Origin of the sequence: Shewanella sp. SW24, from assembly GCF_025653395.1 — a bacterium.
GTDB classification, from domain to species: domain Bacteria; phylum Pseudomonadota; class Gammaproteobacteria; order Enterobacterales; family Shewanellaceae; genus Shewanella; species Shewanella oncorhynchi.
The window spans coordinates 20,464-44,273 of the sequence record NZ_JAKKSH010000019.1 but is presented as its reverse complement, the minus strand read 5'-3'; the positions used below and the strand labels follow the sequence as shown (position 1 = coordinate 44,273).

Genomic DNA, 23,810 nt, shown 5'->3' with positions numbered 1-23,810 from the left:
GCATTTTTACTTTGGTGATTTTTCTGGCGTCGCTGGTTTTGTCTTACGCTGATAGACGTCTACAGCATGATTGTGTTCTTCAAGCGTGGTTGAAAACACATGGGTGCCATCGTTGCGCGATACAAAATAAAGGTAACTCACACTGGCGGGCTTAGACACGGCCATCAATGAGGCTTTACTCGGTGCAGCTATCGGCGTTGGCGGCAATCCAAAGATACGATAAGTATTAAAAGGCGTCTCTTCGACTAAATCTTTGCGGGTGATATTGCCCTTATAGCGATCGCCCATACCGTAAATAACGGTCGGATCGGTTTGCAGACGCATACCTAGGTTAAGACGATTAACAAATACACCGGCGATTTGCTCACGCTCATGGGCTTGGCCGGTTTCCTTTTCGACTATCGATGCCAAAATCAGCATTTCATAGGGCGATTTTAACGGTAAATTCGGCGCCCGTTCCGCCCACGCTTTGGCAAGCTCCTGCTCCATCATTTTATAGCTTTGAGTCAGCATGACTTTAGCATCCGCCTCGGCGGTATAATGATAAGTGTCGGGGAAGAATTTTCCCTCAGGCAAACCAGAATCATCGCCTTGTGCCATCAATACCGCTGCAAATGCTTCTGGTGACATTTGTAAATGCGGAGCACTGGTAAGCTGTTGTTCCCATTCCACAATAGTTTTACCTTCAACTAAGGTCAAACTGAAGGTTTTTACTTTGCCAGCGATCAAATCATTGAGTAAATCAGTAATCGTTTGTGAAGGTGATATTTCATAAAGTCCCGTGCGAATTTTAGCAAGCTCAGGACGAAACTTAAGTAGCCACTTGAGTTTCCACGTATCTTGAATAACGCCGTCATCGGCAAGTTGCTGTGCCAGTTGATTCACACTGGTGCCGCGCTCAACCTTCAACTCTTTAGGCTCGCTGAGACTCAGCGGCGTTTGACTGTATTCGACAACTGTTTGATAGCCCCAAAAGGCACCCAAACAGACTAAGGTTAGCAAGGTCAACAGGGTTGAACTGGCGATAATAATGATTTTTTTCATAGAGTGAGTGAAAGTGTCTGTCTAAGTTGCGCGGTAATCGGAGCACGGGTGAACTTGAGCGAGTCTATCGCCAGTACATCCACAATCCCTAAAACGCTGTTAGTGATAAACGCTGAGTCAAATTCGATTAAACGCTCGGCGCCAACGGGCAAACATTCGATATTCATGTTCTGTTCAAGCAAGGCCAACATTATCTGTTCGCGCATCACACCCGCCACGCCACACAGGGCTAATGAAGGCGTGATAATGCGATTATCTTTGATAAAAAACACATTCGCCATCGAAGATTCAATCACATTCTCCTCGATATCTTTGACTAACCAGTCATCAAATCCCTGCGGTAAAGAGTGTGATTTAATCAAAACTTGTTCGAGTCGATTTAAATGCTTCATCCCTGCCAACAGAGGCTGCAAACCCAATCGTACCGACGAAGTTTTAAGGCTAATACCCTGTTGCTGCCACTGAGCATAATGGCCGGGGATAGTATGAACTGAGACGATTTCGGTAGGATTAACAGTTTCTGGCGGTGTATAGCCACGGCCACCAGCACCACGGGAAACGATTAACTTAATGCAATGATGAGGATATTCAATGGCGAAGGTATTCAGTTGCTGTTGCAATGCTTCACTCATTTGCCATTGAAATCCAAGCCTTTCGGCGCCTGCGGTTAAACGGGCTTGATGGGCTTCAAAAAACATAACCCCCTCAGCGTCCGTTCGCATCGTTGCAAACAGACCATCACCGTAGGCAAGCCCTCGATCGGAAGGGTCGACACTTGCCTGCGATGCGCCATTCACCCAGAACACGCGTATTAGTCCTGACTGATACGGCTAGCCACCGCTTCTTGCTGATCTTTGTACTTGGCACTCTTACGAGTGTTATAAGGACGTGCAACCGCATGATTTAAGCGTTCAAAGTTAAGCGCACCTATAGTCATGCGTGGACGCAAAGCTAAAGGTAACTTGCCGCTGTTATAAAACTCGAGCACAATTTTACCTTGCCAACCCGGATCGATACGGTGCGCCGTTACGTGTACCATCAGGCCTAAACGCGCTAGAGACGAACGGCCATCAAGCCAACCGACGATATCAGCAGGTAAAGTTACGCTCTCGTAAGTCACAGCCAAAGCCAATTCGCCAGGATGCAAGAAAAATGCTTCGCCATCGGGGATTTCGATAATCTCACTCATCACCCGATCGAGCGCCGCTTGCATCTCAGCACTTGGACCACTCAAGTCGATAAAAGGCGCGGTATGATCTTTAAAGACGCGAAACTGTCCACCTAAGCGCACATCAACACTGACGCCTGAAATAGCTTCTATGCCTGGGCGAGGTTCTATTACGATAGTGCCGTTATCAAGGGCCTGTTCAATTTCGATATCGGTTAAGCGCATCTTGCCTATTACTCCTTGAGTTTTTATGTCGTTATTTTGCCAGTAAATGTTGGATACGAGTCTTTAAAATATCGGTCGCAATACGATTTTTGCCGCCACGGGGAACGATAATATCGGCGTATTGTTTCGAGGGTTCGATAAACTGTAAGAACATAGGACGCACGGTTTTCTTGTACTGTGAAATCACAGACTCCATAGTACGGCCCCGCTCGGCCACATCACGAGTTAAGCGACGTAGGAAACAAATGTCCAGCGGCGTGTCCATAAACACACTCGCATCCATCAGGGCACGTAACTTAGGATCGGTCAGCAATAAGATACCTTCTAAAATGATCACCTTTTTCGGTGTCATCTTTAAGGTTTCTGCAGTGCGTGTATGTTCTGTATAGCTATAACAAGGGATATCAACAGCTTCGCCAGACTTGAGCAACTGTAAATGCGTGCACAGCAGTTGATGGTCCAGCGCTTTTGGATGATCGTAATTCGTTAATACCCGTTCATCCATGGATAAATGACTCTGATCGCGATAGTACGCGTCTTCATTAATTACCCCAATTTGATCTGTGCCTAAATCGCGGCGCAATTCGTCAAAAATCGTTTTGGCAATTAAACTTTTGCCCGATGCTGACGCGCCAGCAATTGCAATAATGACACACTGCTGAGAATTCATACCCTTAAACCTTACTCGTCATCTGAAACACTAATAGAAACTGTTTTCTGGCTTTGCTTTAAAGCCAATTCTGCGCCCACTTTACGGGCAATTTCCCGATAAAGAGCTGCGACTTCACTGTCAGGATCGGCAACGACAGTCGGCGCACCATTATCCATGGCTTCACGGATATTGATGTGCAGCGGCAAAGCGCCTAACAGTGGAACTTGATAGCGTTCAGCGATTTTACTGCCGCCGTGAGTTCCAAATGGATGTTCTTTATGACCACACTCAGGACATAAATGGAAACTCATGTTCTCAACAATACCCAGCACAGGAATGTTCACTTTCTGGAACATATTGATGCCCTTCTTGGCATCGGCCAGCGCGATATCCTGCGGTGTAGTCACGATAACGGCGCCGCTCACAGGAACTTTTTGCGATAATGTGAGCTGAATATCCCCTGTGCCTGGTGGCATATCAACGACTAAATAATCCAGTTCTGGCCATTGGGTTTCATTCAGTAACTGGGCTAACGCGCCCGCGGCCATTGGGCCACGCCACACGGCAGCTTCATCACCACTGAGCATAAAACCAATCGACTGCGCGGCAATACCATGGGCACTGGCGGCTGTCATATGTTTGCCATCGGGGGAAAGCGGTCTGAAATTAGGAATACCTAACATCATAGGCACTGACGGGCCGTAAATATCCGCATCGAGAATACCCACCTGCGCACCTTCGGCCGCTAATGCCAAAGCTAAGTTCACCGCTGTGGTTGACTTACCCACGCCGCCCTTACCTGAGGCTACGGCAATCACTTGCTTCACATTGGCAATCGGCGCAATAGAAGATAACGCTGAGTAGGCTTTAGGTTGAAAATCGATTTCACACTCGACTTCATCAATAGCATCGAGCACCGCTAACTTATTCGTCAGCGCCATAACAGTGTCGCGATACTGAGTCATACAAGGGTATGGATAGACTAAGCCAAGCTGCAAACGCTTACCTTCCAATGCCAGCTTATTTACGCATCCTGCGCTCACTAACCCTTTCGCGAGATACGGGTCAACAAATGAATCGAGAATAGCCAGAACTGGCCCGAGAAGATCGTCATTCAGACGATAATCAGTTTGAGTTGAAGACAAAAGAATTACCCCCACCAATAAATTTGCCCAAGTGTACCAGATAATGCAGAAAACATTAGCGCAGATTTAGCTCAATTGGCTCAGGTTTTGATGAAAATCATCCTGTAATCGGTTAGTATCTCTACCAATATTTTTGGCCCACCACGATATTTGAGACAAGATGGCAACTTCACAACGTAAAATTCTCGTGACCAGCGCACTTCCCTATGCAAACGGACCGATACATTTAGGTCACATGCTGGAATACATACAGACAGATATCTGGTCGCGTTATCAAAAGCTTCGTGGACATGAGTGCCACTATATTTGTGCCGATGACGCCCATGGCACGCCAATCATGCTTAAAGCACAGCAATTAGGCATAGCGCCAGAAGACATGATTGCCCAAGTGAACAAAGAACATCAGCAGGATTTTGCCGATTTCAATATCGCCTTCGATAACTATCACAGCACCCACAGCGATGAAAACCGCGTACTGGCGAGTGATATTTATCTCAAGCTACGTGCGAATGGCTATATCAAGAGCAAGAGTATTTCTCAGCTGTTCGATCCTGAGAAATCCATGTTCTTGCCAGACCGCTTCGTAAAAGGCACTTGTCCTAAGTGTAAGTCACCGGATCAATACGGCGATAACTGTGATGCCTGCGGCGCGACTTACAGCCCAACTGAGCTCATCAATCCAAAATCAGCAGTATCGGGTGCGACACCAGTGATGAAAGACACTGAGCACTTTTTCTTCGACCTGCCCGCCTTCGAAGGCATGCTAAAAGAGTGGACTCGCTCTGGTGCCCTGCAAGTCGAAATGGCCAATAAACTCGACGAATGGTTCGAGCAAGGTCTGCAGCAATGGGATATCACCCGTGATGCACCGTATTTTGGTTTCGAAATTCCCGATGCGCCAGGCAAGTATTTCTACGTTTGGCTCGATGCGCCTATCGGTTATATGGGTTCGTTCAAAAACCTCTGTGACAAACGCCCTGAGCTGAGCTTTGAGGAATTCTGGGGCAAAGATTCAACCGCCGAGGTTTATCACTTCATCGGTAAAGACATAGTCTACTTCCACAGTCTGTTTTGGCCAGCCATGTTACACGGCTCAGGTTACCGCCAGCCAAACAGCGTCTATGCCCACGGCTATGTGACGGTCAACGGCGCTAAGATGTCAAAATCCAAAGGCACTTTCATCAAGGCGCGAACTTATTTAGAGCATTTAGATCCTGAATATTTACGTTACTACTACGCCGCCAAACTCAGCAGCCGTATCGACGATTTAGATTTAAATCTCGAAGATTTCGCCCAGCGCGTGAATTCAGACTTAGTCGGTAAGCTAGTGAACTTAGCCTCACGCACCGCAGGTTTTATCACTAAACGTTTCGATGGCAAGCTAGCGAAAATTAACGACACCACCCTGACTGAAGCGTTTCTAGCCAAGCAAGAGGTGATTGCCGAATTTTACGAAGGCCGCGAATACGGCAAAGCAATGCGCGAAATCATGGCACTGGCGGATATTGCTAACGGTTTTGTAGCCGATGCTGCACCTTGGCAAATGGTGAAACACGATGATCAACAGGAAGCGGCCCATCAAGTGTGTTCAAATGCCTTGAATCTGTTCCGTATTCTCGTGACGTATCTCAAACCTGTATTGCCACGTTTAGCCCAAGATGTGGAAGCCTTTTTCCAACTACCGCTCACTTGGAATGCATTGAACCAAGATTTAGCGGGTCATGAAATCGCGCCATTCAAAGCCATGATGCAACGTGTTGAGCTGGATAAAGTCAATGCTATGGTTGCCGATTCCAAGGATAACCTGCAAGTCACGGCCGACGCACCAAAGACGGCTGCGCCTGAAAAGACGGTTGAATCATCTAATGTCAGCAGTGAGCCTCTGGTTAACGATCCTATTAGTGAAACCATCAACTTTGATGATTTTGCTAAAATAGACCTGCGTATCGCTCGTATCGTGAAAGCCGAGCATGTTGCTGACGCTGACAAGTTACTGAAGTTACAACTCGACATCGGTGGCGAAACGCGCCAAGTGTTTGCTGGGATCAAATCGGCCTATTCGCCAGAAGACCTTGAAGGCAAACTAACTGTGATGGTGGCTAACTTAGCACCACGTAAGATGCGTTTTGGCATGTCAGAAGGCATGGTTTTGGCCGCTGGCCCTGGTGGCAGCGACCTGTGGATTTTAGAACCCCATGAAGGCGCACAGCCTGGCATGCGGGTTAAGTAATCTGCGCTAGATAACGCTCGAAAAATCAATAAGGCCGCATTTTATGTGGCCTTATTTGTTGATATCGATTGTTTGAGCCGATTCGTGGCCGCAAGTGTCACTCAGTCTTTTAAAAGACTGAGTTTAAGCCATTTAATTTTAGCTGAGTGGTTTAAGAGACCGAGTTAAAACTCGTATTTCTATCGACAAGATATTCACGGCAATGTGACATTCATATCAGTAACAAGTCTAAAATCGACGCAGTGCTAAATGAATAATTCGAGGAGTTGTTATGGGAAATATCGTTGAGCAGTTGCTGTTTTCGGCCTCGATTACGGGTCCAATCTGTTTGATGTTGGCACTCGGTGTGATCCTAAAACGCACCCAAATCATCAATGAAAACTTTATTGATGTTGCATCAAAATTAGTCTTTAACGTGACGCTGCCAGCCTTGTTGTTCCTTAGCATTATTAGCTCCAATCACGATCTCGCCTCCAGTGCGCCCTTGATTGGCTATGGTTTAGTGGCTAATTTCCTGTTTTTTATACTCTCCACCTATGCAACTGGGCGGCTATTTCCCAAGCACAAAGACCAAGGTGTGATCATTCAAGGGGGATTTAGAGCCAATACCGCCATTATCGGCTTAGCTTACGTTTCCAACGCCTATGGGAGTTCTGGTGTTGCCTTAGCCGCGGTCTATGTTGCCTCGATGACGCTGCTGTATAACATTCAAGCGGTTATTTGCCTAAGCCCTAAAGGCGAAGAATCCAGCCAACATGCATTTGGCGTGATCATCAAGACCATCACCAAAAACCCGTTGATCATTGCCATTATGGTTGGCATCTTGTTCTACTTGCTCTCCATTCCGCTACCGAAAATGGTGCTCGATGCGGGACAATACTTCGCCAATATGACCCTGCCATTAGCGCTACTGTGTACCGGCGGTTCGCTCAATGTTGGTTCACTCAAACATGAAAAGCATACAACTTGGTTCTCGACCGCATTGAAACTGATCTTTGCCCCGCTTTTTATCACTATTGGGGCCTTGCTGTTGGGTTATCGAGGGATTGAGTTAGCACTGGTTTTTTTAATGAGTTCTGCACCCACCGCAGCCGCAAGCTATGTGATGGCGCGCGCCATGGGTGGCAATGCGCCCCTTGCAGCCAATATTATTGCGCTAACCACAGTCTGCTCGCTGATCACGTGCACCTTAGGCATCTTTGTATTGTCCACTTTGGAGCTGATCTAGCAGTAGCTACGAGCTGATTACACAAACGCTAGAGAAAGGGATTTGAGTGACTATAAGTAATAATAAACCACAATAAAAAAGGCGAGCCATGCTCGCCTTTCGTTTAGGAATAAAACAGTTAGATGGTCATCATAAGCCGCTTTATGAATGGATTAGACCGGATTGGTGATATCCACAAAATGGTGCACGAGATCAAACTCACGGGCGAGATGACGGCCTAGGGCTTCAATACCGAAACGCTCAGTCGCATGGTGACCCGCTGCATAATAATGTATGCCCTGCTCTACCGCACTGTGAAACGTTCGCTCGGACACTTCACCACTGATAAACGCATCCACACCTAAACTCGCCGCAACATCGATATAATCCTGTGCGCCACCAGTACACCAAGCTACATGTTGGATCTTTGCATCGCTATCACCAATGTGCAGTGGGGCTCTGCCTAACGTATTCTCAAGGGTGTGAGAAAATTCGCTAGCACTGACTGCAAGATCAAGTTTTCCACGCCACAGTAGCCCCTGAGCCACCTCTTCGATGGCTTCTGCGTCGATGATCCCAAGCTGTCTCCCCAAAGTCGCGTTATTACCGAGCATTGGGTGGGCATCTAAGGGTAAATGATACCCAAACAAGCTAATATCATGCTTGAGCAGCGCCTTAATTCGGCGTTGTTTCATGCCTGTGATCACTTCAGGCTCATTCTTCCAAAAAAAGCCGTGATGAACCAATATCGCATCTGCGTTCAATCGAATCGCTTCATCGATCAAGGCCTGACACGCTGTCACGCCCGTGACTAAGGTTCGGATCTCATCCTTGCCTTCTACTTGCAGCCCATTGGGTGCGTAATCCTTAAAGGCCGACACATGTAAAAAATCGGCTAAATATTGGCTTAGTTCTGTCCGTGTCATTGCATTACCGTCCGTTACTCAAGATGACCATTTACTGAAGATGAGCACTTATTCAATATGAGACAATCGCTTACATCGCGATATCAACACGCACGCCACCTTGCAGGTACACCACTCGAACTCTGTCACCCGCGTTAAACGTCATGCCAGCATCGTAATCTTGGATCACCATGACCTGAGTACCATCTTCTTGATTGATCATCAGTTCAACCAGCTTAAACGATTGCACGCTAGTACCACTGCCATAACGGTTACCGATACCCCCACCAATCAAGGCACCTAAAATCGTCGCCACATCTCGACCCGAACCGCCACCAAACTGATTACCAATCACCCCACCCGCTAAGGCGCCGCCGAAGGTTTTCCAACCTTGATTACGGTCTTCAATTAACTGGGTTTCGGTGATATTACGTACCGAAGTGATATCGCCATAGAGTACTTTCTCAACTGGCACGGCTTGATTGCGATCATAGCCAGCATTAGCGGGGCTGATGATAAAAGCAAAAATAAACATAAAGCTTGCTAGAGTAGGTTTCCACATATCTGAATTTCCGCTAACTTAATAATAAGGTCTATAACTAAATCATACTCAATTGTGAAGTCACTGTCTTTCCTGAATCACGAATTTGACGTTTTTCCTTCGCCCGAGCTCGCCTTAACCGATCCTAATGGTTTATTGGCTATCGGCGGCGACTTACGTCCTGAACGTTTACTCTCTGCTTACTACAACGGTATTTTTCCTTGGTTTAATTCTGACGATCCCATCCTATGGTGGTCACCGGATCCCCGCGCCGTGTTTATTCCAGGTGAAATTCACATCAGCACCAGCCTGCGTAAATACTTAAAAAAACAACCTTGGCGGATCACTATCAATCACGCTTTCACCGATGTGATGGCGGGATGCGCGCAGCCAAGAGAAAAACAGAGCGGCACTTGGATCACCCAAGAAATTCAAATGGCCTATCGAGAATTGCATCACACAGGTCATGCCCACTCCATTGAAGTGTGGGAAGGTGAACGTTTAATCGGTGGGCTTTACGGCTTAGCGATCGGCCAAGTATTTTGTGGCGAATCCATGTTTCACCGAAAAACCAATGCGTCCAAGGCCGCCGTTGCAGCACTGCAACAACATTTACTCAAGATGGGATTCAGACTCATCGACGCACAAGTGATGAATCCCCACCTAGAAAGTTTGGGAGCTAAAGCTATTAAACGCATTGATTTTATAACGTTACTGAGCGAACTGAGAAACAATCCCGTGGACCCAAATACTTGGGCCACTAAAGAGGTCATCCTTGAACTCGAGTAAAGCATCGATCGCTATCGGTATCAGTCAAATATTTCCCTGCAGCTACCTTGATGGCCAGCAGGAGCAGCTACTCGTCATCCAAGAAGATACGCTCGATCCCATTTTATTTGAGCGTTTGCTCGCAGTGGGTTTTCGCCGCAGTGGTAGCTCTATCTACAAACCACGTTGCCCTAGATGCAGTGCATGCCAACCAATCCGTGTACCAACGCATGAATTTGTCCCATCGAAACGCCAAAAACGCACTTTAGCAAAAAACCAAGATCTGACTTGGCGTATAACATCGGAGCAAACCGCCGAGCAATATACGCTATATGAACATTACATTCGTGGGCGACATTTTGACGGCCCCATGTTTCCCCCGAGTGAAGATCAATATAATCACTTTCTTTTTTGCCATTGGTTACCGCCAACGTTTATCGAAGTCTATGATGGAAATAAATTATTGGCAGTTGCGGTCACTGATAGTTTGCCCAATAGTCTTTCGGCAATTTACAGCTATTTTGACCCCGACGAAGAACATCGCTCCCTCGGCGCACTGTTAATTTTAATTCAGTGTCGACTAGCGAAACTCATGAATAAAGAATTTGTTTATCTCGGATATCAAATAGATGAAAACCGTAAGATGTCTTACAAGCGTTTGTATCGCCCTTATCAAATTCTGACACCGACGGGCTGGGAGTATTACCAAGTTTGCTAAGTACTTCCCCTTTACAGCGGGGGGAATTTGGGGCATGATACGCCCGTTTTTTATATTCGAAGGCTAATGGGATAATTAATTAATGGCGAAAGAAGACAACATTGAAATGCAAGGCACTATCCTTGAAACCTTGCCAAACACAATGTTTCGTGTAGAGCTTGAAAATGGTCATGTGGTGATAGCCCACATTTCAGGCAAAATGCGTAAAAACTACATCCGGATCCTCACTGGCGATAAAGTTACCGTCCAGCTGACTCCTTATGATCTGACCAAAGGTCGCATTGTCTTCCGCGCACGCTGATATAGCCTCTTAGATTTAAAAACCCGGCAAGGCCGGGTTTTTTTGTTTGCGAAAGATGAAAAAAATGGCTGCAATTGCAGCCATTTTTATGTCTAAAACTAATGGATAATCAAGCGTTAAGCTTTTGTTGTCGCTTTTTCGTGACGTTCGGTACGAATGACAATCTCGCCCTCCTTCACATCCACATACGCAACACCGCCTGACTCTAAGACACCAAATAAGATCTCGTCTGCCAATGGACGTTTGATCAATTCGGTCACGACCCGAGCCATTGGACGTGCGCCCATGTTCTTATCGTAGCCTTTCTCGGCCAACAAGGTTCTGGCTTCGTCGCTGACTTCCAAAGTAACGTGTTTTGCATCCAACTGAGCCTGCAATTCCACCAAGAATTTATCGACCACTTTGGCGATAATCGTCATATCCAAATGATTGAACCAAATGATGGAATCGAGACGATTTCGAAATTCTGGCGAAAATACTCGATTAATTTCAGATAATGCATCTTGGGTGTGATCTTGCTGGGTAAAGCCAATCGACTTACGAATAGTCTCCTGTACACCCGCGTTAGTGGTCATCACCAAAGTCACATGTCTGAAGTCCGCCTTACGACCATTGTTATCGGTCAAAGTACCGTGATCCATCACCTGCAACAGCAGGTTATAGACATCACGGTGGGCCTTCTCAATTTCATCCAATAGCACGACACAGTGCGGATTTTTAATCACTGCATCCGTGAGCAAGCCACCTTGGTCATAACCCACATAACCAGGAGGCGCACCAATCAGGCGTGACACTGTATGGCTTTCCATGTACTCAGACATGTCAAAGCGCACCAGTTTCATCCCCAAGCAGTTGGCCAGTTGGTTAGTGACTTCGGTTTTACCCACACCGGTGGGACCGGCGAATAAGAAGCTCCCCACAGGTTTTCGGTCAGCACCTAAGCCACTGCGCGATAAGCGAATGGCCGAACTCAGACTCTCAATGGCCTTATCTTGGCCAAAGACCACCATCTTAAGGTTGCGCTCAAGGTTACGCAGTAAGTCCTTATCAGTAGCGGATACCGACTTCTCAGGGATACGTGCCATTTTCGCCACAATCGACTCAATCTCGGCTTGGCCTATGGTCTTTTTACGTTTACTCATAGGCAGCATCACCATACGCGCACCCGCTTCATCAATCACATCGATGGCTTTATCGGGTAAATGCCTGTCGTTGATGTGCTTGGCCGACAATACTGCAGCGCTGCTGATCGCGGCCTGAGTATAACGAACCCCATGATATTCTTCGTATTTAGACTTAAGCCCCATCAAAATCTTAGTGGTTTCTTCCACTGAAGGCTCATTGATATCCACCTTTTGGAAACGACGTGCAAGTGCGCGATCTTTCTCAAAAATACTTTGATATTCTTGGAAAGTAGTAGAGCCCATGCAACGTAAATTGCCGCTAGATAGCAAAGGTTTCAGCAGATTAGAGGCATCCATTACGCCGCCAGAGGCCGCGCCCGCACCGATAATGGTGTGGATCTCATCGATGAATAGGATGGCATGCTTATCCGCCGCCAGTTCTTTTAACAGGTTCTTAAAGCGTTTTTCAAAGTCACCGCGATACTTAGTTCCCGCCAGCAGTGAACCTAAATCTAAGGAATACACTGTCGCTTCAAGCATTACATCGGGCACTTGTTTATTGACGATACGATATGCCAACCCTTCGGCAATCGCCGTTTTACCTACACCCGCCTCACCCACTAACAGTGGATTATTTTTACGGCGACGGCACAGGGTTTGAATCGCGCGCTCAATTTCTTGGTCGCGACCAATCAGTGGGTCGATGATCCCTTGCTTTGCAAGTTGATTTAAGTTGGACGCAAATTGCGACAACATACTGCGCTCTTCGCTGCCTTCGCCCTGATCTTCAACACGTTCTTGATCTTGATGTGACTCAGCATCATCATTTTTGGCGAAACCATGGGAAATAAAATTCACTACATCGAGGCGACTAATGTCGCAGCGGCGCAGTAAATACACGGCTTGGGATTCTTGCTCACTGAAAATGGCGACTAACACGTTAGCGCCGTTCACTTCATTGCGACCCGATGACTGCACATGGAATACTGCCCGTTGCAGCACTCGCTGAAACCCGAGCGTTGGCTGAGTTTCTTTGTCATCATCAATATCGGCAATGATTGGGGTTGTTTGTTGGATAAAGCTTGCCACTTCATCTCTGAGTTTATCTAGATTCGCTCCACAGGCGATTAACGCTTCTTGAGCCGCAGGATTGTCGATCAGAGCTAATAACAGATGTTCCACTGTCATATACTCATGACGCGCGTCTCTGGCTTGCTGAAACGCCAGATTTAAGGTGACTTCCAGATCTTTGTTCAGCATAAGCACCCCCAAAATTAACAACAGACTACAGAGTAAAGCGGTTTTACGCTTTCTCTAACGAACACAGTAACGGATGTTGGTTTTGTCTTGCAAATTGATTTACTTGTATCACCTTAGTTTCTGCAATCCCAAACGGGAAAATACCGCAAATTCCTTTTCCTTGGTGATGGATAGTCAACATGATATCGGTCGCTTCCTGCTCGTTCTTGCGAAAGAAAACCTGCAAAACTTCAATCACAAAATCCATTGGGGTGTAATCATCATTATTGAGTACCACCTTATACATCGAAGGCGGCATTAACTCTGATTCGACACGTTCTTCAACGTGTTCAATATTTCCTATCTTTGCCATTTTTTAATACTAGCCTCTCGTGTTGGCCTCTTCCAATTGATCCGTTCAAATTAATCAGTTGTTACCCCTTTGTTAATTTTAGCTTGACTTCCGCTTTTACTCCTTACATTCTGTTGTGCAGACGGTGAACGAATACCCGTCTATACAGGTTTTACTATCTTACTGGTAAGTAGACAACAGAAGGAAGTGGAAGTATGGCAAGCGGAACTGTTAAATGGTTCAACAACGCCAAAGGATTCGGGTTTATTTGCCCTGATCAAGGTGGTGAGGACGTTTTTGCACACTATTCTACCATTGAAATGGAAGGCTATCGAACTCTAAAAGCAGGCCAACCCGTTCAATTTGAAGTAGAAGCCGGTCCAAAAGGGATGCACGCTTCAGCCATTTCACCAACAAAATAACGTTTGGTGAGGCCAATGATCTAAAAGGCAGGGACTTGTCCCTGCCTTTTTATTGCTGCGTGTTTTATCAATCCCCACCACTTAATGCTCCATCGCTTGTCAGCATTACGCATGAATTTAATTCAAGATCAATCGCCGCAGACCATCCATTGCATCCCTGCAAAAAGTTTTTATCATCGGTCTCGACAGCAAATTTAGGGTATAAAAAAGGATCTGCAATGCAGACCCTTTTTTAAAATCAGTCTAATGACTTACAACTTTACATCAGCTTAGATGGCCCACACGCGCACACCATCTAAAAGTGATAATGAGCTAAATTAAGCAATCAACAGCTTGTTCAACGTCTCGCTTGGGCGCATGGCTTTTTCAGCCTTAGCCGCATCTAAACGGTAGTAACCGCCTAAATCGACTGGTGCACCTTGTGCCGTCGCTAATTCAGCCACAATCACTTGCTCATTCGCCGCTAGCGCATGCGCTAACGGAATGAAGTGAGCTTGTAACTGCTCATCGCCCGTTTGCGCAGCTAAGGCTTGTGCCCAGTACATGGCTAAGTAGAAATGGCTGCCACGGTTGTCTAACTCACCGACTCTTCTTGATGGCGATTTGTTGCCATCTAAGAATAGGCCAATGGCTTGATCTAAAGTATCGGCTAACACTTGGGCTTTTGGATTGCCTACGGTTTGACTTAAATGCTCTAAAGACGCCGCCAGAGCCAAGAATTCACCGAGCGAATCCCAACGTAAGTGGCCTTCTTTCTCAAGCTGTTGCACGTGTTTAGGTGCACTACCGCCCGCACCTGTTTCAAATAGACCGCCGCCGTTCATTAATGGAACGATTGACAGCATTTTGGCACTGGTGCCTAGCTCGAGGATGGGGAACAAGTCAGTCAGGTAGTCACGTAGAACGTTACCCGTAACTGAAATGGTATCTTTGCCTTCTTTGATGCGAGCCAAAGACAAACGCGTCGCGTCTTCTGGAGACATAATGCTGATGTCTAAGCCATCAGTATCATGCTCTGGCAGATACTGCTGCACTTTTGCAATGATTTGCGCATCGTGGGCACGTTTGCTATCTAACCAGAATACCGCTGGAGTATTGCTTAAACGGGCACGGCGCACGGCCAGTTTAACCCAATCACGGATTGGTGCGTCTTTAACTTGACACATTCTCCAGATATCGCCCGCTTCGACGTTATGGCTCATCAATACCTTACCGCTGGCATCAACAACGTTGACCACACCGTCAGCAGGAATTTCAAAGGTCTTATCGTGGCTGCCGTACTCTTCGGCTTTTTGCGCCATCAAGCCCACGTTTGGCACGCTGCCCATGGTTTTAGGATCAAAAGCGCCGTGCTCTTTACAGAAAGCAATCGTTTCTTGGTAGATACCGGCATAACAACGATCTGGGATCATGGCTTTAGTGTCATGCAGTTGACCGTCTGGTCCCCACATTTGGCCAGATGAACGAATCGCAGCAGGCATAGACGCATCGATAATGATGTCGCTTGGCACGTGTAAGTTGGTGATACCTTTGTCAGAATCAACCATAGCCAATGCGGGACGCGCAGCGTAAACGGCGGCGATATCGGCTTCGACTTCGGCGCGGCTATCAGCAGGTAATGTCGCGATCTTGGCATAAACATCACCAAAACCGTTGTTAACATCAACGCCTAATTCAGCGAAAAGCGCCGCATGTTTGTCAAATACTGGCTTGAAGAAGACCTTCACAGCGTGACCAAACATAATAGGATCAGACACTTTCATCATAGTGGCTTTCAGATGCAGCGATAACAGCACATCTTCAGCTTTGGCGTTTTCGATTTCACGCTCATAGAAGCTCACTAAGGCTTTTTTACTCAACACCGCAGCATCGATAATTTCGCCAGCCAGCAGCTTAAGACCCGATTTGAGCACCACTTCTTGACCATCTTTTTGGGTCAGCACGATATTCACGCTGCCCGCATCAGATAAAGTGACAGACTGCTCGCTGCCGTAGAAATCGCCGTCAGTCATGTGAGCAACATGTGACTTGGAATCTTTGGCCCATTTCCCCATGGAATGCGGGTTTTTCTTGGCGAAGTTTTTCACCGATAATGGGGCACGGCGATCTGAGTTACCTTCACGCAGTACTGGGTTTACCGCACTACCTTTGATCTTGTCGTAACGGGTTTTAATTGACTTTTCAGCGTCGGTTTTTGGCTCATCCGGATAATTAGGGATGTCGTAACCTTTTTGCTGCAGTTCAAGGATACAGGCTTTTAATTGTGGGATCGAAGCACTGATATTCGGTAACTTGATGATGTTCGCTTCTGGCTGATTCGCTAACTCGCCAAGCTCTGTCAGATGGTCGCCAATCTTTTGTGCTTCGGTCAGTTGCTCAGGGAAACTGGCAATAATACGGCCCGATAACGAGATATCACGGGTTTCAACCGCAACGCCCGCGGCGTCGGTAAACGTTCTGATAATAGGTAAGAGTGAGAGGGTGGCCAGTGCTGGCGCTTCGTCTGTTTCAGTGTAAATAATTGTTGATGAGTTATCTTTCATGTTACATCCTACATTATTGTAAAATTTAATATTTTTTATAATAATTTTATAGCATGGCGAACAAATCTGAGCACAGGGAAAATATCAATCAAGGCAATCGACCACGCCCTCATCTTTCAAATTCTCAATGCCCTTCTGTCTTTGCGCGCAAGCTAAAATTTGTTACAACGACTCATTAAAACCTAATAAACATTTAGGCACAGATCACATTTTCTGGCCGACATCATAGAGCATTCGCAATAATATTCAAATTCCACTAACGGCGAATGCCAAGTACACTATGACCACATTAACGACTCAATCAAGTCAGGTAAGCGTGTCTCAACCTCCTGTTAGCAAAAGTATGAACAAAAACAAGTTTCAACCTAAAGGTGCCAATGCCAGCGCAAGTTCCCCAGCCAAGAGCCCGATTAAACCCGCTAAGCCCGCCAGCAGAGGCCCTGCCAACCGCGCTACCGCCGTAGATAGCAAAGTGGCGCCAGCACGAAATGCCAATGGCAGTTTAAAGAAAGAACCCTTTAAAAATCCTAATCGACGCGCAATTGCGGCGGCAAAACCGGTGCAGAGTCAAACGCTCGCACCAATTATCGTGCTGTTTAATAAGCCTTTTGATGTACTTTGCCAGTTTACCGATGAACAAGGTCGTAAAACCCTAAAAGACTACATTCCCATTGCTGACGTGTATGCCGCAGGCCGCTTAGACAGAGACAGTGAGGGCTTGTTGTTGCTGACTAATGACGGTCAATTACAGGCAAGGCTGACTGAGCCAAAAAAGAAAACCTTTAAAACCTATTGGGTGCAAGTAGAAGGCGTTCCGACGGAAGATGTACTGACAAAACTGCGCCAAGGTGTTGAATTAAATGATGGTATGACGCTGCCTGCTAAAGTCAAAATCATGGATTCACCCGACATTTGGCCACGTAATCCACCGGTGAGAGAGCGCAAAAATATCCCAACAACTTGGCTAGAAATCCAAATTCATGAAGGCCGCAACCGCCAAGTCAGACGCATGACAGCGCATATCGGTTTTCCGACCTTAAGATTAATCCGTTATAAAATAGGCCAATGGAGTCTAGATAATTTGCCATCGGGTGAGCACAAATGTATCCGTCTCGGTGATGAAGTCTAAATTTCAGCCTACTTTCTTCATTCAAATCCACTCAAAGGAGGCTCCATGAGTCAAAGATATAAACCCAATGTGACCGTCGCTTGTATTGTTCATGCAACTTCACAGGACAAATATCTGATGGTAGAAGAGTGGATTGAAGGCGAGCAACGCTTTAATCAACCCGCGGGTCACTTAGAAGCGAATGAAAGCTTGATCCAAGCCTGTGAGCGCGAAGTGTTTGAAGAAACGGGGTTATCACTCAAAGCCCAAGGACTCGTCGGCATTTATCAACTTAGCGCCAGTGAAGACTTAGCCTTTGTGCGCTTTACTTTTTTCGTGCAGTTAGATGATATGCCCTCACCTGCGCCGCAGGATAAAGCGATCCATAGTGCGCATTGGTTAAGTCTTGCGCAGATAGAAGCCATGCCATCTTTACTGCGCAGCCCCTTAGTACTCGATTGCTTAAAAGACTATCTCAATCAGGCACAAAATGGCCAAACTTATCCCCTTAGCTTACTCAATAGTGACCGCCTCACGATAGCCCAAGCGAGCAAGGCGTGATAGAATACCGCCCCGCATAAATGGCTGGTTAAGCTTAATGCGTGTGCTACTGCAGAGGCCTTGTACAGCAAATAAATAGTTGGCCGTAAATGCGAGGTTTACTGACAGTTTGCGGACTCATTTTATTTGATAGCGCTGGAAAAGTTTGATTTAGCAATCAGCAGCACAGCACCTAGATGTAAAGTGAGCTTGGATTTAAAGTGAGCTTGGTTTTTTAGTTAGCCCATATTTTTAGTTAGGTTAGGTATTTTTGTTACGCGCTCAATGTCGCGGCTTAAATTCATCCACCTAGCCAACACACATACTCAATGGTTTTTAGGATTTATGACATCAATCGAACCCACTCATACAGGAAAAAAAGTCATTGTCGGCATGTCCGGCGGTGTAGATTCATCTGTTTCAGCCTATTTGCTTATGCAGCAAGGCTATCAGGTTGAAGGCCTTTTCATGAAGAACTGGGAAGAAGATGACAACAACGAGTACTGCGCGGCCGCAGAAGATTTAAAAGATGCCCAAGCCGTATGCGACAAGCTCGGGATCAAGCTACATACAGTCAACTTTGCTGCCGAATATTGGGACAATGTATTTGAGTATTTCCTCGCCGAATACAAAGCCGGCCGCACGCCAAATCCCGATATCATGTGCAACAAAGAAATCAAATTTAAGGCATTTTTAGAATTTGCCGATGAAATCCTCGACGCCGATTACATCGCAATGGGCCACTATGTGCGCCGCCGCGATAATAGCGATGGCAGTACGCAAATGCTCCGCGGCGTTGATGGCAATAAAGATCAAAGTTATTTCCTCTACACCTTAAGCCATGAGCAAGTTACCCGAAGCCTGTTCCCTGTCGGTGAGCTCGAAAAACATCAAGTTCGTGAAATTGCGAAAGAAATGGGCTTAATCACCCATGACAAAAAAGACAGTACTGGCATCTGCTTTATCGGTGAGCGCAAGTTCACTGAATTTCTAGGGACTTATTTACCGGCGCAGCCTGGCAATATTGAAACCCCAGAAGGCGAAGTCATAGGCACGCACCAAGGACTCATGTACCACACCTTAGGCCAACGTAAAGGCTTAGGCATTGGCGGCATGAAAAACAGCAATGACGATCCTTGGTATGTGGTCGATAAAGATCTTGAGCGTAACGTATTGATCGTGGGTCAAGGCGGACACCATCCCCGTTTGATGTCGACCGGCATGACAGTTAACCAACTGCATTGGGTGGATAGAACTGGGCCTGTCGATGGTTGTCATATCGCAGTGAAAACCCGTTATCGCCAACAAGATGTGCCTTGTACATTAACCTACACAGATGAACACACCTTGCGCGTGGTCTTCGATGAACCTGTAGCGGCGGTGACGCCTGGGCAGTCTGCGGTATTTTATGATGGTGAAGTCTGCCTAGGTGGCGGCATCATAGATCAATTAATCCGAGGGTAACGCGTGAACGAGCAACTCATTAATCGGACTATGGCGTTTGCAGGCATACTGCAAGCCATTGCCCAAGTTCAACATTTAGCGCGCCATGGCGAATTGGATAATGCCGAGCTCGCAGCGAGCTTAAACACCATTCTCGTCACCAATCCTGACAATACGCCCGATGTCTACCAAGATAAAATCGTATTGCAAAAAGGCTATGAGCTGATCCTGAATCAGCTCGGTGACAGCAGTCAAAAAGATGTTGAAATCACCCGCTATTTAGTGGGCGTGCTTGCCCTTGAGCGTAAACTCGTGCGCTCTAACAGTGGCTTAGGCATGTTGGCTGAACGTATTAATCAAGTGAATCGCCAGCTACATCATTTTGCCATCACAGATGAGCAAGTCGTTGCCAATCTTGCCAGCATTTACAGTGACATCATCAGTAATTTAGGGCCAAAAATCCAAATATCGGGTAATCCTGTGTGTTTGCAGCGCCCTATTGTACAACATAAAATTCGTGCTCTGCTGCTTGCCGCTATACGCAGCGCAGTACTGTGGCGTCAGTTGGGCGGTAAACGTCGACACTTAGTCTTCGCCCGCAAAGCCATAGTCGATACAGCCAAGAAAAGTCTTACCCTATAATAAAATTAGCGTTCATCAAGGAGCTACACATGGATCTTTCCGCACTAACTGCTATCTCTCCGGTAGACGGTCGTTATGGTAGTAAAACCGCGTCATTGAGAGGGATTTTCAGCGAGTTCGGTCTTACCAAGTACCGTGTTCAGGTTGAAATCAATTGGCTAAAACTGTTAGCCGACTGTCCAGACATTAGCGAAGTGCCAACATTGAGCGCGTCAGCTATCGCCGTACTCGATGGCATTAAAGACAATTTCAACGAACAAGATGCGCTGCGTGTTAAGGCTATCGAAAGCACCACTAACCACGATGTAAAAGCGGTTGAATACTTCATTAAAGAAAAAATCGCAGGCAATAGCGAATTAGCCGCTGTGGGTGAGTTTGTTCACTTTGCTTGTACTTCTGAAGATATCAACAACTTAAGCCACGGTTTAATGCTGACTGAAGCCCGTGAGCATGTTTTACTGCCCTACTGCAATGAGTTACTGACGGCAATTAAAAAGCTGGCGATTGAATATCGCTCTGTGCCATTAATGTCACGTACCCATGGCCAACCCGCGTCACCTTCGACGCTCGGTAAAGAAATGGCGAACGTCGCAGTGCGCCTTGAACGTCAAATCAAACAAATCGCCAATGTTGAAATCATGGGTAAACTGAATGGTGCCGTAGGTAACTACAATGCTCACCTGTCAGCCTATCCTGAAGTTAATTGGCATGAGCTGTCTGAGCGTTTTGTGACTAGCCTTGGCTTGCACTGGAATGCCTACACGACGCAAATCGAGCCACACGATTACATTGCCGAATTGTTTGATGCGGTTGCCCGTTTCAACACTGTGCTGATTGACTTTGACCGTGATATTTGGGGTTACATCGCCCTAGGTCACTTCAAACAACGCACTATCGCCGGTGAAATCGGTTCATCGACTATGCCGCACAAAGTTAACCCAATCGATTTTGAAAACTCTGAAGGTAACTTAGGTATCGCTAACGCCCTGATGCAACATTTAGCGTCTAAACTACCGTTATCAAGATGGCAACGTGACTTAACTGACTCGACAGTACTGCGTAACTTAGGTGTGGGTATTGCCCATGCGTTGATCGCGTATCAAGCGACCTTAAAAGGTATCAGCAAGTTAGAAGTTAACGAAGCGCATCTGCGTGATGAGTTAGATCACAACTGGGAAGTGTTAGCAGAACCCGTACAAACGGTAATGCGTCGTTATGGTATTGAAAAGCCATACGAAAAATTAAAAGAACTGACGCGCGGTAAACGTATCGACGCGCAGCAACTGTCAGTGTTTATTGACGGACTTGAATTACCAGACTCAGTGAAGGCTGAACTGAAGAAAATGACGCCAGCCAATTACATTGGTCGTGCCGAAACGTTTGTCGACGAACTGAAGTAAGTTATTAATTAAAATTGGCGATTAACTAATATTAAGCTATTGACTGAAATTAGTTATTAACTGAAATTGGCGACGGACAATACTCTTTCTTAAACAGAAATAAGGATTAAGGCGACCCACATCACCGCGATGTGGTCGCCTTTTTTAACACTATGTATACACTCAATCTCGATATCGCCCAGTTTCTTAGTGAATACTGGCAAAAGAAACCCCTGTTGATCAAAAAAGCATTTCCGCAATTTGAAGATCCTATCAGCGCCGATGAATTAGCTGGCCTTGCCTGTGAAGAAGAAATCTCTTCACGTATCGTTGTCACCAAAGACAATGATTGGGAAGTGGTGCAAGGTCCGTTTGAAGATTACGACAGCTATGGCGAAACCCATTGGCAGTTATTAGTGCAAGCCGTCAACCATTGGTATCCAGATTCGCAGCCATTAGTTGAAGCTCTACGCTTTTTACCTGACTGGCGCTTCGATGACTTGATGGCATCATTTGCAACCCCAAGTGGTGGTGTCGGCCCGCACGTCGATAACTACGATGTGTTTATCATTCAAGGCGAAGGTGAACGTCGCTGGACTGTGGGTGACAATACCCCACAACAACGCCGTGGCGGCAATCCAAACTCGCCGCTGGTTGAAGACTTTACACCCATTATCGATGTAGTGTTAGAAAAAGGCGACATGCTTTATATTCCACCAGGTTTCCCACACTGCGGCGAAACCCTAACTGTGGCAATGAGTTACTCGATTGGTTTCCGCGCTCCTAGCCAGCAAGAATTGGTCAGTGAAGTCGCCGATTATTTGCTCGACAATAACTTAGGTCAGCAGCGTTTCACGTCGCAAACTGAGCCGAGTTCAGCCGGTATCGTCAGCCAAGATCATCAAGTGGGCATAATGTCACTCTTGAGTCAGCTGAGCCAAGATCCCAATAGCTACCAAATCGTGTTAGGTAAACTGCTCAGTCAAAACCGTTTCGAGCTTGATTTGTGTGAAGGCGAAGAAGCTTACAGCATGGAAGATTTACAAGATGCCTTCGCCCAAGGTGCTGGCGTCAGCCGTATCGGTGGTTTGAAAGTATTGCGCCTTGAAAATGACGCCACGCCGCGATTATTCATCAATGGTGATGTACACGAACTGCCCCAAACACCGGCAGACGTTATCGCACAGTTGAGCGATAACGTCTGCTTAAACGCCGATGAAGCGACTGAAATATGTCAGCATGAAGAAGTCCAAGCCTTACTGTTGAAACTCATCAATCAAGGTTTCTACTACTTGAGCGACTGTGAAGAATAAGCCCTATCGACTTTGTTCGATGACCTTGTTCTTAATATAAAGTGTAAATAAAACATCAATATAAAAAAGGCACTCAATTGAGTGCCTTTTTATTATTTATGCCGTTATTTTGAGCAATCAACACAAGTGACTGTATTAACTCAATACTATCTAAATACAATCCTCAACTCATTTGAGTTTAAGCATTCCACAGTTTATCGTCATTGTGCATACGATATAAACTCTCGGCACGCGATACTAATAATTGAGCAAATTTAGCCTGAGTGGCATCACGGGTTGCACCCGAACGCACTAAGTTTTCCGCCTGCATTTGCCACATCATAGAGAAATGACGCACGGCATCACGGGCCGTCACCGCCACTTTCACATCGACAAAATCCGACGGTAAATCACCTGACATCACCCAATAGGTTTTGTTGCTTGGACGCTTTGATTCCATCTTCCAAATCGCCATATAAGGCGCAAGATAACGGCTTTCATCGGCTAGGACTTTGCTTGGGATCACGCCTTTTTCAGCGAGAAAACGATTAGCTTTTTGAAATTGAGTTCTGACCCACTCTTGACGCAGCTTTTCTATTTCTTCAGCTGATAAATTTTGTTGAGTTTGGTCGACAGCTTGTTCAGTCATACTTCCGTCCTATCTTATTGTTATAACGCGAGCCTAATTCTTGGGATCAGTACGCGATTCATTCTATTCGTTACGTTAAATTCAGTACAATCCATTCTTAATCGCAAAGCTTACGTTTACGTAAAGTGGAAAGCTAAATTGCCACAAATAATGTATTTATTCGGTCATTATGC

Annotated in this window: 23 protein-coding genes; 12 read left to right on the top strand and 11 right to left on the bottom strand. The window is 46.3% G+C overall.

All coding sequences use genetic code 11. The features are described 5' to 3' along the window. Positions 1-6: 6 nt before the first annotated feature. The 5 genes from mltG to apbC are packed head-to-tail and all read right to left on the bottom strand — an operon-like array spanning position 7 to position 4,234. Positions 7-1,044: an endolytic transglycosylase MltG gene (mltG, locus tag L5M17_RS15555; protein ID WP_105252663.1), complete on the bottom strand. Its 1,038-nt coding sequence runs from the start codon at positions 1,042-1,044 to the stop codon at positions 7-9. Then, positions 1,041-1,850: an aminodeoxychorismate lyase gene (gene pabC, locus L5M17_RS15550; RefSeq protein WP_263148409.1), complete on the bottom strand. Its 810-nt coding sequence runs from the start codon at positions 1,848-1,850 to the stop codon at positions 1,041-1,043. Before pabC ends, mltG begins: the two co-directional genes overlap by 4 nt. A 5-nt stretch (positions 1,851-1,855) precedes the next feature. Next, positions 1,856-2,437: a dCTP deaminase gene (gene dcd / locus L5M17_RS15545; RefSeq protein ID WP_028759747.1), complete on the bottom strand. Its 582-nt coding sequence runs from the start codon at positions 2,435-2,437 to the stop codon at positions 1,856-1,858. Positions 2,438-2,468: 31 nt separating this feature from the next. Continuing rightward, positions 2,469-3,107: a uridine kinase gene (gene udk / locus L5M17_RS15540; RefSeq protein ID WP_028759746.1), complete on the bottom strand. Its 639-nt coding sequence runs from the start codon at positions 3,105-3,107 to the stop codon at positions 2,469-2,471. Positions 3,108-3,118: 11 nt separating this feature from the next. Beyond that, on the bottom strand, positions 3,119-4,234 hold the full coding sequence (gene apbC, locus L5M17_RS15535) for an iron-sulfur cluster carrier protein ApbC (protein WP_006086266.1): 1,116 nt from the start codon (positions 4,232-4,234) through the stop codon (positions 3,119-3,121). Between the two features lie 160 nt (positions 4,235-4,394). Here apbC and metG point away from each other — a divergent pair, with 160 nt between their 5' ends. Then, positions 4,395-6,464 carry a methionine--tRNA ligase gene (gene metG / locus L5M17_RS15530; RefSeq protein WP_219251600.1) on the top strand — a complete coding sequence of 690 codons (2,070 nt, stop codon included), beginning with the start codon at positions 4,395-4,397 and terminating at the stop codon, positions 6,462-6,464. 271 nt (positions 6,465-6,735) lie between these two features. Next, positions 6,736-7,692: an AEC family transporter gene (locus L5M17_RS15525; protein ID WP_263148407.1), complete on the top strand. Its 957-nt coding sequence runs from the start codon at positions 6,736-6,738 to the stop codon at positions 7,690-7,692. Between the two features lie 152 nt (positions 7,693-7,844). Here L5M17_RS15525 and L5M17_RS15520 read toward each other — a convergent pair whose 3' ends face one another. Then, positions 7,845-8,597: a Nif3-like dinuclear metal center hexameric protein gene (locus L5M17_RS15520; RefSeq protein WP_263148405.1), complete on the bottom strand. Its 753-nt coding sequence runs from the start codon at positions 8,595-8,597 to the stop codon at positions 7,845-7,847. 70 nt (positions 8,598-8,667) lie between these two features. Then, positions 8,668-9,138 (bottom strand): glycine zipper 2TM domain-containing protein, encoded by a 471-nt coding sequence (locus L5M17_RS15515; RefSeq protein WP_028759742.1) that lies wholly within the window; start codon positions 9,136-9,138, stop codon positions 8,668-8,670. 54 nt (positions 9,139-9,192) lie between these two features. Between L5M17_RS15515 and aat the strand changes: the two genes are divergently transcribed. The 3 genes from aat (at position 9,193) to infA (ending at position 10,904) form a co-directional block, all read left to right on the top strand. Next, positions 9,193-9,906 (top strand): leucyl/phenylalanyl-tRNA--protein transferase, encoded by a 714-nt coding sequence (gene aat / locus L5M17_RS15510; RefSeq protein WP_263148403.1) that lies wholly within the window; start codon positions 9,193-9,195, stop codon positions 9,904-9,906. Further along, positions 9,893-10,603, top strand: coding sequence for an arginyltransferase (locus L5M17_RS15505; RefSeq protein ID WP_263148402.1), 711 nt, complete (start codon positions 9,893-9,895; stop codon positions 10,601-10,603). The genes aat and L5M17_RS15505 overlap by 14 nt, the downstream gene beginning before the upstream one ends. A gap of 82 nt (positions 10,604-10,685) precedes the next feature. Beyond that, the gene (gene infA, locus L5M17_RS15500; RefSeq protein ID WP_006081934.1) at positions 10,686-10,904 is read left to right on the top strand and encodes a translation initiation factor IF-1; all 219 of its coding nucleotides are present in this window, start codon (positions 10,686-10,688) and stop codon (positions 10,902-10,904) included. Positions 10,905-11,020: 116 nt separating this feature from the next. On the opposite strand, the gene clpA is transcribed toward infA, so the two are convergent. Together clpA and clpS are read right to left on the bottom strand one after the other, a co-directional pair. Then, positions 11,021-13,288, bottom strand: coding sequence for an ATP-dependent Clp protease ATP-binding subunit ClpA (gene clpA, locus L5M17_RS15495; RefSeq protein WP_263148401.1), 2,268 nt, complete (start codon positions 13,286-13,288; stop codon positions 11,021-11,023). Between the two features lie 43 nt (positions 13,289-13,331). Further along, positions 13,332-13,640: an ATP-dependent Clp protease adapter ClpS gene (gene clpS, locus L5M17_RS15490; protein ID WP_006081936.1), complete on the bottom strand. Its 309-nt coding sequence runs from the start codon at positions 13,638-13,640 to the stop codon at positions 13,332-13,334. A 194-nt stretch (positions 13,641-13,834) separates the two neighbouring features. On the opposite strand from clpS, the gene cspD reads away from it, so the two are divergent. Beyond that, complete coding sequence (gene cspD, locus L5M17_RS15485; RefSeq protein WP_006081937.1) at positions 13,835-14,041, top strand: cold shock domain-containing protein CspD; 207 nt, start codon at positions 13,835-13,837, stop codon at positions 14,039-14,041. 317 nt (positions 14,042-14,358) lie between these two features. Here cspD and L5M17_RS15480 read toward each other — a convergent pair whose 3' ends face one another. After that, positions 14,359-16,584, bottom strand: coding sequence for an NADP-dependent isocitrate dehydrogenase (locus L5M17_RS15480; protein ID WP_263148400.1), 2,226 nt, complete (start codon positions 16,582-16,584; stop codon positions 14,359-14,361). 343 nt (positions 16,585-16,927) lie between these two features. Between L5M17_RS15480 and rluE the strand changes: the two genes are divergently transcribed. The 6 genes from rluE (at position 16,928) to L5M17_RS15450 (ending at position 23,009) form a co-directional block, all read left to right on the top strand. Next, positions 16,928-17,713: a 23S rRNA pseudouridine(2457) synthase RluE gene (rluE, locus tag L5M17_RS15475; protein ID WP_211085895.1), complete on the top strand. Its 786-nt coding sequence runs from the start codon at positions 16,928-16,930 to the stop codon at positions 17,711-17,713. A gap of 45 nt (positions 17,714-17,758) precedes the next feature. Beyond that, positions 17,759-18,253: an NUDIX hydrolase gene (locus L5M17_RS15470; protein WP_212600198.1), complete on the top strand. Its 495-nt coding sequence runs from the start codon at positions 17,759-17,761 to the stop codon at positions 18,251-18,253. 324 nt (positions 18,254-18,577) lie between these two features. Beyond that, complete coding sequence (gene mnmA, locus L5M17_RS15465) at positions 18,578-19,696, top strand: tRNA 2-thiouridine(34) synthase MnmA (RefSeq protein ID WP_263148399.1); 1,119 nt, start codon at positions 18,578-18,580, stop codon at positions 19,694-19,696. A gap of 3 nt (positions 19,697-19,699) precedes the next feature. Further along, positions 19,700-20,317 carry a high frequency lysogenization protein HflD gene (hflD, locus tag L5M17_RS15460; protein ID WP_113940535.1) on the top strand — a complete coding sequence of 206 codons (618 nt, stop codon included), beginning with the start codon at positions 19,700-19,702 and terminating at the stop codon, positions 20,315-20,317. A gap of 29 nt (positions 20,318-20,346) precedes the next feature. Further along, the gene (gene purB, locus L5M17_RS15455) at positions 20,347-21,717 is read left to right on the top strand and encodes an adenylosuccinate lyase (RefSeq protein ID WP_113940534.1); all 1,371 of its coding nucleotides are present in this window, start codon (positions 20,347-20,349) and stop codon (positions 21,715-21,717) included. Positions 21,718-21,869: 152 nt separating this feature from the next. Then, positions 21,870-23,009, top strand: coding sequence for a cupin domain-containing protein (locus L5M17_RS15450; protein WP_263148398.1), 1,140 nt, complete (start codon positions 21,870-21,872; stop codon positions 23,007-23,009). Positions 23,010-23,187: 178 nt separating this feature from the next. Here the strand turns inward: L5M17_RS15450 and L5M17_RS15445 are convergent, their stop codons facing one another. Continuing rightward, a complete protein-coding gene (locus L5M17_RS15445) occupies positions 23,188-23,637 on the bottom strand; it encodes a DUF4826 family protein (RefSeq protein ID WP_263148397.1) in 450 nt (149 codons plus the stop codon). Positions 23,638-23,810: the final 173 nt, after the last annotated feature.

Bases quoted from the DNA above. Each gene is read 5' to 3' on its own strand.
- clpS (WP_006081936.1), bottom strand. From the start codon at position 13,640: ATGGCAAAGATAGGAAATATTGAACACGTTGAAGAACGTGTCGAATCA.
- cspD (WP_006081937.1), top strand. From the start codon at position 13,835: ATGGCAAGCGGAACTGTTAAATGGTTCAACAACGCCAAAGGATTCGGG.
- L5M17_RS15520 (WP_263148405.1), bottom strand. From the start codon at position 8,597: ATGACACGGACAGAACTAAGCCAATATTTAGCCGATTTTTTACATGTG.
- L5M17_RS15525 (WP_263148407.1), top strand. From the start codon at position 6,736: ATGGGAAATATCGTTGAGCAGTTGCTGTTTTCGGCCTCGATTACGGGT.
- udk (WP_028759746.1), bottom strand. From the start codon at position 3,107: ATGAATTCTCAGCAGTGTGTCATTATTGCAATTGCTGGCGCGTCAGCA.
- purB (WP_113940534.1), top strand. From the start codon at position 20,347: ATGGATCTTTCCGCACTAACTGCTATCTCTCCGGTAGACGGTCGTTAT.
- L5M17_RS15515 (WP_028759742.1), bottom strand. From the start codon at position 9,138: ATGTGGAAACCTACTCTAGCAAGCTTTATGTTTATTTTTGCTTTTATC.
- metG (WP_219251600.1), top strand. From the start codon at position 4,395: ATGGCAACTTCACAACGTAAAATTCTCGTGACCAGCGCACTTCCCTAT.
- clpA (WP_263148401.1), bottom strand. From the start codon at position 13,288: ATGCTGAACAAAGATCTGGAAGTCACCTTAAATCTGGCGTTTCAGCAA.
- rluE (WP_211085895.1), top strand. From the start codon at position 16,928: ATGAACAAAAACAAGTTTCAACCTAAAGGTGCCAATGCCAGCGCAAGT.
- infA (WP_006081934.1), top strand. From the start codon at position 10,686: ATGGCGAAAGAAGACAACATTGAAATGCAAGGCACTATCCTTGAAACC.
- dcd (WP_028759747.1), bottom strand. From the start codon at position 2,437: ATGCGCTTAACCGATATCGAAATTGAACAGGCCCTTGATAACGGCACT.
- mltG (WP_105252663.1), bottom strand. From the start codon at position 1,044: ATGAAAAAAATCATTATTATCGCCAGTTCAACCCTGTTGACCTTGCTA.
- L5M17_RS15450 (WP_263148398.1), top strand. From the start codon at position 21,870: ATGTATACACTCAATCTCGATATCGCCCAGTTTCTTAGTGAATACTGG.
- L5M17_RS15445 (WP_263148397.1), bottom strand. From the start codon at position 23,637: ATGACTGAACAAGCTGTCGACCAAACTCAACAAAATTTATCAGCTGAA.
- L5M17_RS15470 (WP_212600198.1), top strand. From the start codon at position 17,759: ATGAGTCAAAGATATAAACCCAATGTGACCGTCGCTTGTATTGTTCAT.
- mnmA (WP_263148399.1), top strand. From the start codon at position 18,578: ATGACATCAATCGAACCCACTCATACAGGAAAAAAAGTCATTGTCGGC.
- L5M17_RS15480 (WP_263148400.1), bottom strand. From the start codon at position 16,584: ATGAAAGATAACTCATCAACAATTATTTACACTGAAACAGACGAAGCG.